Origin of the sequence: Rubrivivax soli (genome assembly GCF_049810355.1) — a bacterium.
Taxonomy (GTDB): domain Bacteria; phylum Pseudomonadota; class Gammaproteobacteria; order Burkholderiales; family Burkholderiaceae_C; genus Rubrivivax.
Genome location: NZ_CP187368.1, coordinates 2,025,518 through 2,036,335, shown reverse-complemented (window position 1 = coordinate 2,036,335; position 10,818 = coordinate 2,025,518). Strand labels below are relative to the sequence as shown.

General features: G+C 69.5%; 10 protein-coding genes. 9 read left to right on the top strand and 1 reads right to left on the bottom strand.

Going from position 1 to position 10,818, the window contains the following annotated elements; all coding sequences use genetic code 11:
• Positions 1–8: 8 nt before the first annotated feature.
• Complete coding sequence (locus tag ACPOLB_RS09325; protein ID WP_425261063.1) at positions 9–1,736, bottom strand: ShlB/FhaC/HecB family hemolysin secretion/activation protein; 1,728 nt, start codon at positions 1,734–1,736, stop codon at positions 9–11.
• A gap of 259 nt (positions 1,737–1,995) precedes the next feature.
• On the opposite strand from ACPOLB_RS09325, the gene tssA reads away from it, so the two are divergent.
• The 9 genes from tssA to tssG all read left to right on the top strand — a co-directional run bounded on the left by tssA (position 1,996) and on the right by tssG (position 10,803).
• Positions 1,996–3,051 (top strand): type VI secretion system protein TssA, encoded by a 1,056-nt coding sequence (gene tssA / locus ACPOLB_RS09320; protein ID WP_425261062.1) that lies wholly within the window; start codon positions 1,996–1,998, stop codon positions 3,049–3,051.
• Between the two features lie 70 nt (positions 3,052–3,121).
• A complete protein-coding gene (gene tssB, locus ACPOLB_RS09315; protein WP_425261061.1) occupies positions 3,122–3,622 on the top strand; it encodes a type VI secretion system contractile sheath small subunit in 501 nt (166 codons plus the stop codon).
• 41 nt (positions 3,623–3,663) lie between these two features.
• Positions 3,664–5,154 (top strand): type VI secretion system contractile sheath large subunit, encoded by a 1,491-nt coding sequence (gene tssC, locus ACPOLB_RS09310; protein ID WP_425261060.1) that lies wholly within the window; start codon positions 3,664–3,666, stop codon positions 5,152–5,154.
• A 117-nt stretch (positions 5,155–5,271) separates the two neighbouring features.
• The gene (locus tag ACPOLB_RS09305; RefSeq protein ID WP_425261059.1) at positions 5,272–5,760 is read left to right on the top strand and encodes an Hcp family type VI secretion system effector; all 489 of its coding nucleotides are present in this window, start codon (positions 5,272–5,274) and stop codon (positions 5,758–5,760) included.
• 98 nt (positions 5,761–5,858) lie between these two features.
• Entirely contained in the window at positions 5,859–6,356 is a 498-nt protein-coding gene (locus ACPOLB_RS09300; RefSeq protein WP_425261058.1) for an Hcp family type VI secretion system effector, read from the top strand.
• A 23-nt stretch (positions 6,357–6,379) separates the two neighbouring features.
• Positions 6,380–7,219 (top strand): type VI secretion system accessory protein TagJ, encoded by an 840-nt coding sequence (locus ACPOLB_RS09295; protein WP_425261057.1) that lies wholly within the window; start codon positions 6,380–6,382, stop codon positions 7,217–7,219.
• A 19-nt stretch (positions 7,220–7,238) separates the two neighbouring features.
• A complete protein-coding gene (tssE, locus tag ACPOLB_RS09290; RefSeq protein ID WP_425261056.1) occupies positions 7,239–7,742 on the top strand; it encodes a type VI secretion system baseplate subunit TssE in 504 nt (167 codons plus the stop codon).
• A gap of 149 nt (positions 7,743–7,891) precedes the next feature.
• Positions 7,892–9,766 (top strand): type VI secretion system baseplate subunit TssF, encoded by a 1,875-nt coding sequence (gene tssF, locus ACPOLB_RS09285; protein ID WP_425261055.1) that lies wholly within the window; start codon positions 7,892–7,894, stop codon positions 9,764–9,766.
• The gene (tssG, locus tag ACPOLB_RS09280) at positions 9,763–10,803 is read left to right on the top strand and encodes a type VI secretion system baseplate subunit TssG (protein WP_425261054.1); all 1,041 of its coding nucleotides are present in this window, start codon (positions 9,763–9,765) and stop codon (positions 10,801–10,803) included. The genes tssF and tssG overlap by 4 nt, the downstream gene beginning before the upstream one ends.
• The last annotated feature ends 15 nt before the right edge of the window (positions 10,804–10,818 follow it).

The window sequence follows — 10,818 nt, the reverse complement described above, 5'->3', positions numbered from 1 at the left end:
CGCGTGGATCAGTTGAACGGGTGCGTGAGCTGCAGGTACAGCCGCGGGTCGCGCACGACGGCGTCGCTGCGCTGCACGCCCTTCCAGGGCTTGGACAGGCTCACGCGCAGCGCGAAGCTGTCGGGCCGCACCCAGGCCAGGCCGATGCCGTAGCCGGCGTACTTGGCCTGGTTGATCTCGGGGCGCGGCGGGTTCTCGGGCGGGTCGATCCGCAGCCGCACGATGCCGGCGTCGGCGAAGAGGCTGAAGACCATCTCGCGCGCGCTGCGGCCGAACCAGTCTTCCGGCGGCAGCAAGCGCAGCTCGGTCGTGAGCACGCTGCCGCTGTCGCCCGTGCCTTCGCCGCTGGGGTAGGCGCGCACGCCCTCGGGCCCGCCGACGCGGAACTGCTCGGTGGTGTCGAGGTTGCGCAGCGCGTGCTGGCCGCGCAGCGCCACGTACGCGAGCACGCGGTTGGTCAGCACGTCCTGCAGCCGCGTGAAGCCGTAGGTGAACTTGCCGAACTTGGCGGCGTCGGTCAGGCCCGGTGTGCGGCCCGCGGGGTAGCTCACGCGGCCGACGATGCTGCTGAAGTCGAACGTGTTGACGCCGCCGCCGAACAGGCTGTCGCGGAAGTCGCCGGTGGCGCCCACCGCGATGGTGTCGACCGACTTCTTCGTCGACACGCTGGCGATGGAGTCGGCGTAGCGCTTGTTCTCGTACGAGCCCAGGGTGAACAGGTTCAGGTTGCGCGAGCGCACCAGCGGGTACAGGCCGTAGGCGTTGAAGGTGGTGGCCGTGCCGTCCAGCCCGAGCGGGAACTCGTCTTCGTCCAGTTCGTACTGCACCGCCGACAGCGAGGTGCCGATCTTGAAGCCGTCGTTGCCCACGGGCGTGGTGTAGCCGGCCAGCACGAAGGCCATGCCGCCGGTGTCCGAGACCAGCGCCGTGGCCGTGACGCCGTCGCCGCGGCCGAGCGGGCTGTTGCGCTGCACCAGGCCGCCCAGGCGGTACAGGCCCAGCACGCGCGAGCCGTTGGCGTCGAAGTCGACACGGCCGGTCCAGCGGCTCTCGGCGCGCGGCGTCACCACCAGCGCGGCCGTGCCCGGCGTGTTGCCCGAGCGCACCTCGAAGCGCGCGGTGATGCCGCGCAGGTCGTTGAGCAGGAAGACCACGCGTTCGACGTCGCGCACGCGCAGCACCGTGCCGGGCACCAGACGCGACAGGTACGACTCGATGATGTCGCGGTCGACCGGCAGGTCGGACGACCAGTTCAGCACCACGCGGTCGAGCCGGCCCTCGAGCACGGCGATGCGCACCACGCCGCCCTCGGGCGCCTGCTCGGGCAGGTAGGCGTACCCGAGGTAGTAGCCCAGGTCGCGCTGCAGGAAGCGGGTGACCTCGGCGACCGCGTTCACCAGGTCCTCGAAGCTGCGGTTCCTGCCGACGAAGGCGGCCGTCAGCCGCGGCAGCGCCGCGCGCAGTTCGGGCGGCGCGTTGTCGTCGACGGCGTACGACGTGACGTCGAGCCGCAGGTCGTCTTCGGGCTTGCCCAGCTCGCGCGGCGGCGCCGGCCGGGCGAGTGCCGGGGGCTCCTTCTTCGGCACCACGTCGAGCGGCGCCAGCTCCGAACTGCGGGGAACCACCGAGGGTGTCGACGGTGCTGCCGGCGGTGTCTGCGCCAGTGCGCTGGTGGCCGCGATGCAGCCCGAGAACAGCACGATGAGCGCGGACGTGACGCGCGGTGGATAGCCCATCCCGACCTCGAATTTCAGTGGCAGAGTGTCAAGGCATGTTATCGAAGCGGTTGCGTTGCCGCCACCTGCGCATCGGGCCCGGAAGGGGCTGCGTCTGCTGCGCGCGACGCGGTGTGAAAAGTACCGCGCGGCGCCTTGGAATCTGGGGGTTCTCAATGCCTGGCAAGCCTGCGACACTCCCGCCCCATTGCCGGTATGAGCGTGGTGCCCGTCGCGCTCGTGCACACTGCGACGGCCCTTGCAAACTGAAAACATCTCGATGAGCGAAATCGCATCCGTGGAGAAGAAGGTCGCCGACTGGCTGCAGCCGCTGGCCGACGACGCCGCACCATGCGGCCCCGACCTCGAATACGACAACGACTTCCTCGCCATCACGCAGGCCGCCGCCGGCAAGCCCGAGTCGCAGTTCGGTGCCGCCGAACCCCCCGATTGGCGGGGGGTCGTCGATCTCGCCGACACCTTGTTCGAGCGCACGCGCGACCTGCGCGTGGCCATCTTCTGGATGCGCGCGGTGCTGCACACCGTGGGCTACGCTGCACTGGCGCCTGCGCTGAAGCTGCTGATCGGCCTGGTCGAACAGCACTGGGACCACCTGCATCCGTTGCCCGACCCCGATGACGGCGATCCGTATGCACGCGTCAACACGCTCACGCTGCTGCGCGAGAACGACGGCCTCATCGGCGACCTGCGCACGGCGCGCATCGTGGCCGACCGGGCCATCGGCGAGGTGAGCGTGCGCGCCGTCGAGGTGGCGCTCGGCCTGTCGCCGGCGCGCGCCGGCGAAACCGACGTCGGCACCGGTCCGATCACGCAGATGCTGGTGGCGGCACTCGGCAAGTCGCCCGAGCTGCGCGCGCAGTGCACCGAGCCGTTGGCGCTGACCAAGCAGCTCATCGCGCTGCTGAACGACAAGCTGGGCATCGGCACCGCGCCCGATCTGAAGCCGCTGTATGCCCTGGTGAACGGCGTCGTGTCGCTGCTGCCCCCCGAGGCCGAGGCCGCCGCCGACGACGCTGCCGCCGATGGAGGCGAAGGCGGCGGCGAAGGCGCTGCCGCGGCTGGCGGCGCGCGGCGCGGGCTGTCGGGCTCGGTCAACTCGCGCGACGAGGCCATCCGCGCCATCGACATGGTCTGCGAGTACCTGCAGCGCGCCGAGCCCACCAACCCGGCGCCGCTGTTCCTGCGCCGCGGCCGCCAGCTCATCAGCCACGACTTCCTGCAGCTGATGAAGGTGCTGGCGCCCGATGCGCTGTCGGAAGTGGCGCGTGTCGTTGGTGTGGACCCCGACACGGTCGAGACACCCGACGGCTCTTGACGCGGCAACGCAGTTCGCAGAAAACCTCCGTCTTCCCACATCGCCCTTCAACGCCGCACAGGAGTTTGGAATGAGCAGCAGCAGCCAGAAATTCATCGCCCGCAACAGGGCACCGCGCGTCCAGATCGAATACGACGTCGAGTTGTACGGGGCCGAGAAGAAGGTGCAGCTGCCGTTCGTGATGGGCGTGCTCGCCGATCTGTCGGGTAAACCCGCAGAGCCGCTGGCGCCGGTGGCCGACCGCAAGTTCCTGGAGATCGACGTCGACAACTTCGACTCGCGCATGAAGGCCATGAAGCCGCGCGTGGCGTTCCAGGTACCGAACGCGTTGACGGGCGAAGGCAACCTCAGCGTCGACATCACCTTCGACAGCATGGACGACTTCAGCCCCGACGCGGTGGCGCGCAAGGTCGATTCGCTGAACAAGCTGCTCGAGGCGCGGCAGCAGCTGCAGAACCTGGTGACCTACATGGACGGCAAGGGCGGTGCCGAAGAGCTGATCGGCAAGCTGATGAACGACCCCGCGCTGCTCGGCGCGCTGGCGTCGTCGGCCAAGCCGGCCGAAGGCTGATCGCGGCAACGCCCCCACAAACCGAACAACAGGAGCACTTCATGGCAGAAGCACAAGCCGCAGGCGCACTGGCCAGCGTCACGATGGAAGGCAGCGACCTCGCGTCGCTGCTGCAGAAGGAGTTCAAGCCCAAGTCCGACGACGCCAAGAGCGCCGTCGAACAGGCCGTGCAGACGCTGGCGCAGCAGGCGCTGGCGCAGACCCAGCTGATCGGCAGCGACGTCGTCGCCTCCATCGAGGCCATGATCGCCGCCATCGACAAGAAGCTGTCCGACCAGATCAACCAGATCCTGCACCACGAAGACTTCCAGAAGCTCGAAGGTGCCTGGCGCGGCCTGCACTACATGGTGAACAACACCGAGACCGACGAGCAGCTGAAGATCCGCGTGATGAACGTGTCCAAGCAGGAGCTGGGCAAGACGCTCAAGCGCTACAAGGGCACGGCCTGGGACCAGAGTCCCATCTTCAAGAAGGTCTATTCGGAGGAATTCAGCCAGTTCGGCGGCGAGCCCTTCGGTGCCATCGTCGGCGACTACCACTTCGACCAGAGCGCGCCCGACGTGGAACTGCTGGCCGAGATGTCCAAGATCGCCGCCGCCGCGCACGCACCCTTCATCACCGGCGCTTCACCGACGCTGATGCAGATGGACTCGTGGCAGGAACTGGCCAACCCGCGCGACCTGACGAAGATCTTCACCACGCCCGAGTACGCCGCCTGGCGCTCGCTGCGTGATTCGGAAGACTCGAAGTACCTCGGCCTGGCGATGCCGCGCTTTCTGTCGCGCCTGCCCTACGGCAGCAAGACCAACCCGGTGGAGGCCTTCAACTTCGAGGAAGACACCGGCTCGGCCGACCACAGCAAGTACACCTGGGCCAACGCCGCGTACGCGATGGCGACGAACATCAACCGTTCGTTCAAGGAGTACGGCTGGTGCACGCGCATCCGCGGCATCGAGAGCGGCGGTGCGGTGATGAACCTGCCCACGCACACGTTCCCGACCGACGACGGCGGCGTGGACATGAAGTGCCCGACCGAGATCGCCATCGAGGACCGCCGCGAGGCCGAACTGGCCAAGAACGGCTTCATGCCGCTGGTGCACCGCAAGAACAGCGACTTCGCCGCCTTCATCGGTGCGCAGTCCCTGCACAAGCCGGCCGAGTACGACGACCCCGATGCCACCGCCAACGCCAACCTGGCGGCCCGCCTGCCCTACCTGTTCGCCACCTGCCGCTTCGCGCACTACCTGAAGTGCATCGTGCGCGACAAGATCGGCTCGTTCAAGGAGCGCGACGAAGTCCAGCGCTGGCTGTCGACCTGGGTCATGCAGTACGTCGACGGTGACCCGGCGCACTCGTCGGAAACCACCAAGGCGCGCAAGCCCCTGGCCGCTGCCGAGGTGGTGGTCGAGGAGGACCCCGCCAACCCGGGCTACTACAGCTCGAAATTCTTCCTGCGGCCGCACTACCAGCTCGAAGGGCTGACGGTGTCGCTGCGACTGGTCTCCAAGCTGCCGTCGGCCAAGGGAGGCTGAGTTCAGGCTGGCAGTTCCTTTCCCACCTTCACTGGCTGCGCAGCGGAGGGCGCCCGACAACGGGGCGCGATATCGCAGCGTCAATCGCCCGGCTGACGGGCAACTTAGGAGAGCATCATGGCTGTAGACATGTTCATGAAGATCGGCGACATCGCCGGCGAGTCCACCGACAAGAAGCACCCCGGCGAGATCGACGTGCTCGCCTGGAGCTGGGGCATCAGCAACTCCGGCACCACCCACCAGGGCGGTGGCGGCGGTGCCGGCAAGGCCCACGTGCAGGACCTGTCCTTCACGAAGTACACCGATGTGTCGTCGCACGCGCTGCTGCTGGCGGCCAGCAACGGCCAGCACTACCCGAAGGCCAACCTCGTCGTGCGCAAGGCCGGCGGCAAGGGTGCGCCGATCGAGTACATCAAGATCGAGATGGAAGAAGTCCTGATCACCAGCGTGAGCTGCGGCGGTTCGGGCGGCGAAGACCGTCTGACCGAGAACGTGACGCTGAACTTCGCCAAGGTGAAGTACGAGTACACGCCGCAGAAGCCGGACGGCTCGCCCGACTCCACGAAGGAGATGATCTACAACATCGCCGAGAACGACAACGCCTGAGCGTTGCCCTCTCGAGTCGTGATGCCGCACCTGGCAGGCGGGCCGTTCGGCCCTTCCTGCCGGGTTGCGCTCTTTCTTGATCGCCAGAGACCTGCAGCATGGCCCGTTCCGACATGTTCCTCAAGGCCACCGGCCAGCGCACCGGGGAGATCGTCGGCGAGTCGTCGGACAAGATCTTTCCGAACCTGATCGACGTCATCGACTGGAACTGGGGCATGTCCGCACCCACGGCCGTGGGCGGCCAGCGCACCGGGCGCGTGCAGATGAACGAGTTCAAGTTCATCAAGCGTGTCGACAAGGCCTCGACGGCGCTGATGGCCGTGATGAACACCAACGAAGTGCTGAGCACCGTCGTGCTCACGGTGCGCAAGTCGGGCGGCGCTGCCGCGGCGCTGCCGTACTTCATCCTCAAGCTCACGAACGCGCGCATCAACGCGTACGACGTGCAGTCCGACGTCGACGGCACCGGCTCGCCGACGCTCACCGAACACCTGTCGCTCAGCTTCAAGAGCGTCACCATCGACTACGCGCCGCAGGCCGCCGCCGGCAGTGGCCTGGGCGCTTCCAGCTTCAGCGCCGAGGCCGGACCGGCCTGACCCCGCGCCCCACCGGAGACTCCATGTCGAACCCCGCTGCCGCCGAGCAGGCCCTGAAGGAAGGCGACGTCCAGCGTGCGCTGAAGCTGCTGACCGAGCAGGTGCGGGCCCATCCGCAGGATGCGAAGTTGCGGGTCTTCCTGTTCCAGCTGCTGTGCGTGCTCGGCCAGTGGGACCGCGCGCTGAACCAGCTGAACGTCTCGCTCGAGCTCGACCCGGCCACGCTGCCGATGGTGCAGACGTACCGCGAGGCGATCGCCTGCGAGGCGCTGCGCGCGAAGGTGTTTGCCGGCGAGAAGGTGCCGATGTTGTTCGGCGAACCCGAACCCTGGATCGCCCTGCTGATCGAAGCGCTGCTGCGCGAAGGCCGCGGCGAGCCCGACGCCGCACGGCAGCTGCGCACGCAGGCGCTCGACCAGGCGCCCGCCACCGCCGGCACGGCCGACGGCCAGGCCTTCGGCTGGATCGCCGACGCCGACACGCGGCTCGGCCCGACCATCGAGGCCATCATCAACGGCCGCTACTACTGGCTGCCCTGGAACCGCCTGTCCAAGGTCGAGATCGATCCGCCGCAGGACTTGCGCGACGCGGTCTGGATGCCGGCCCATTTCGAGTTCACCAACGGCGGCGAGGTCGTCGGCCTCGTCCCCACGCGCTACCCCGACACCGATCTCGCGGCCGGCGACGCACTGGCGTTGGCGCGCCGCACCGACTGGCGCGAGACGGCGCCGGGTGTCTTCGTGGGCCTGGGCCAGCGCCTGGTGGCCACCGACACCACCGAGTTCGGCCTGATGGACCTGCGTACCGTGGTGCTGGCCGAAGCGCCGGCGTCCGCTGCTGCCGCCACTTCCGACGCCGACTGAAGCGCGGCGCGGTCGACCGATGGCCAACCTGCGCGCCCAGGACCGACTGCAGCCGGCGTTGCTCGACCGGCTCACCGACGACGACCCGGAGTCGCGCCAGGAAAGCGGCGAGCAGCGCGTCATCAACCGCACGCGGCTGCGCGACCTGGTGCTGCGCGACCTGGCCTGGCTGTTCAACGCCACGGCGCCGGGCACGATCGACTTCTCGCGGGCCGCGCAGGCGCGCAAGTCGGTGCTGAACTACGGCCTGCCCGCGCTGTCGGGTGCCACCGCGTCGACGATCGACCCGCTGATGCTCGCTGCGCGCGTGCGCCAGGCCATCCTCGACCACGAGCCGCGCATCCTGCCGGCCACGCTGCAGGTGGACGCCGTCATCTCCGAGCAGCAGCTCGACCACCACAACCAGATCGGTTTCCGCATCACCGGGCAGCTCTGGGCGCAGCCGGTGCCGCTGGAACTGCTGCTGCACACCGACATCGACCTCGAGACCGGCCGCGTCGCGGTGCGCGAGCTCGACCGCTGACATGCTGCCCCCAAGCTCGCTTGCGCTCGCTACCCCCCAGGGGGGCCGTCCGCCGACGGACCGGCAGAGCCGGTTCCGTGGCGGGAAGCTTGGTCTTTGTACTGCGCTTCGCGTGCAGCGGATTCCGCAACGCACCGTGAACGACTGACATGGACCCGCGCCTGCTCCGCTACTACAACGAGGAACTGCGCCATCTGCGCGAGATGGGCGCCGAGTTCGCGCAGCAGTTCCCGAAGATCGCCGCCCGCCTGGGCATCGAGGGCCTGGAGGTCACCGACCCCTACGTCGAGCGCCTGCTCGAAGGCTTCGCCTTCCTGGCCGGCCGCATCCAGCTGAAGCTCGACGCCGAGTTCCCGCGCTTCACCCAGCGCCTGCTGGAGATCGTCTACCCGCAGTTCCTGGCGCCGACGCCGGCGATGCTGATGGCGCAGCTGCAGCCCGACCTGGGCGACCCGTCGCTGGCCACCGGGCCGCGCCTGCCGCGCGGCACCGCGATGCTCGGCCATGCCGGCAAGGCCGGGGCCACCGCCTGCGAGTTCCGCACCGCGCACGACGTGGCGCTGTGGCCGCTGGAGCTGACCCAGGTGGAGTACTTCACGCATGCCGCCGACCTGCCCATGGCCGCGCTGCCCGAATGGCGCAAGTACCGCGCCGGCCTGCGCCTGCGGCTGCGCACCACGGCCGGTCTCGACTTCTCGCAGCTCGCGCTGCAGGACCTGCGGCTGCACTGCACCGGCATCGACGACGTCGCCTACCGCCTGCACGAGCTGGTCTGCGGCCACACGCTGGGCGTGCTGGTGCTGCCGGCCCGGCGTCCCGCCGCGTGGCACGAGGCGCTGGACGGCGCGTGCATCGAGCCCGCCGGCTTCGAGGACGACGAAGCCCTGCTGCCGCAGACCCTGCACGGTTTCGCCGGCTACCGGCTGCTGCAGGAGTACTTCGCGTTCCCGCAGCGCTTCCTGTTCTTCGACGTGCAGGGGATCGGCGAGACGCTGCGCGCGCGCGGCGGCACCGAGGTCGACATCGTCATCCTGTTCTCGCGCGCCGACAACGCACTGCTGCAGGCGGTGGACACCGCCAGCGTGGCGCTGCACTGCGTGCCGGCGATCAACCTGCTCGACAAGCGCTGCGACCGCATCCACGTCAGCCCCGACAGCGCCGAGTTCCACGTCGTGCCCGACCGCACCCGTCCGATGGACTACGAGGTGCACTCGATCACCGAAGTGCTGGGCTACGGCGCCGGCGCCGGCAACGAGTGGCGCTTCCTGCCGTTCTACAACGCCTTCCACACCGAGGACCGCGGCCACAACGCGTACTACACGGTGCAGCGCGAGCCGCGCCTCATGTCGCAGGTGCAGCAGCGCGAGGGTCCGCGCACGTCCTACATCGGCACCGAGGTCTACGTCTCGGTGGTCGATGCGCAGGAGGCACCGTTCCCCTCGGAGTTGCGGCAGATCGGCGTGCGCGCCCTCGTCACCAACCGCGACCTGCCGGTGCTGATGCCGCTGGGCGGCGCCAAGGGCGACCTGACGCTGGCGCAGACCGCGCCCGTGAAGAGCATCACCGTGGTCAAGGGGCCGTCGCGTCCGCTGTCGGCGCTGCGCGAAGGCAACGTGGCCTGGAAGCTCATCAACCAGCTGTCGCTGAACCAGCTGTCGCTGACCGACACCGACGCCGAACAGGGCGCCGCGGCGCTGCGCGAGATCCTGCGCCTGTACGCGTCCACCGGCGATGCCGGCGCGCAGCGCCAGGTCGACGGCGTGCGCTCGGTGAAGCTCCGGCCGGTGGTGCGCCGGTTGCCGATGGCCGGGCCCATCACCTTCGGCCGCGGCGTCGAGGTGGTGGTCGAGGTGGACGACCATGCCTTCGAAGGTGCCAGCGCCTTCCTGCTGGGCTGCGTGCTCGAACGCTTCGTCGCGCGCCACGTCTCGATCAACGGCTTCACGCAGCTGCGCCTGCACTCCACCGCGCGCGGCGACATCCTCAACGGGAGGCCGCGGTGCGGGAACCGGCCGATCCTGTGAAGAGCGACCCCGCCGCGGCCTTCCAGGCGCTGCTGCGCGCGATGGAGGCCGCGCCGCACCGGCACGACTTCTTCGGCGCGCTGCGGCACATCGACGCGCTGCACCCGTCGCTGCCCCGGCTGGGCCTGGCCCGGCGCCCGGTCGACGAGCCGGTGCGGCTGGGCCAGGCGGCCGACCTGTCGTTCGCCGCCTCCAGCATCGCGCGCGTGCAGCCGCTCGACCCGCGCAGTGGCCGGCCACGCGTGGAGGTGCGCTTCTTCGGCCTGTTCGGCCCCAACGGCCCGCTGCCGCTGCACCTGACGTCGTACGCCCGCGAACGCCAGCTGCACCACAAGGACGAGACCTTCGCGCGCTTTGCCGACTGGTTCCACCACCGCCTGCTGCTGCTGTTCTACCGCGCCTGGGCGCAGGCCCAGCCCACGGCCAGCATGGACCGGCCGGCCGAAGACCGCTTCGCCGACTACGTGGGCGCGTTCATCGGCACCGGCGGGCCGAGCTGGCGTGGCCGCGACGCCGCGCCCGACCACGCGCGGCTGGCGTTTGCCGGCGTGCTGTCGCGCCAGGTGCGCAACGCCGACGGCCTGGCGCACCTGCTGTCGGGATTCCTCGGCAAGACCGTGCGCGTGGAGCAGTTCGTCGGCCGCTGGATGCCGCTGCCGGCGGCCGAGCGCTCGCGCATCGGCCGCCGCGCGGCGTCGCGCCGCCTGTCCACCGCGCAGCTGGGCGCCAGCGCGGTGCTCGGCCAGGCGGTGTTCGACCGCCAGCATCACGTGCGCATCCACATCGGTCCGCTCGACCTGCAGGCCTTCGAATCCCTGCTGCCCACGGGCAGCGCGCTGCCGGCGCTGCAGGCGCTGGTGCGGCAGTACATGGGCCTGGAGTTCGGCTGGGACCTGCGGCTCGAACTCGACAAGCACCAGGTGCCGCCGGTGCGCCTGGGCCGGCAGGCCCGGCTGGGTTGGACCAGCTGGCTCGGCCGGCCGGCAGGCACCAGGCCGGCCGCCCTGCACCTCGTTCCGAATCACTCGTCCCACTGACGTTTCCAGAAAGGA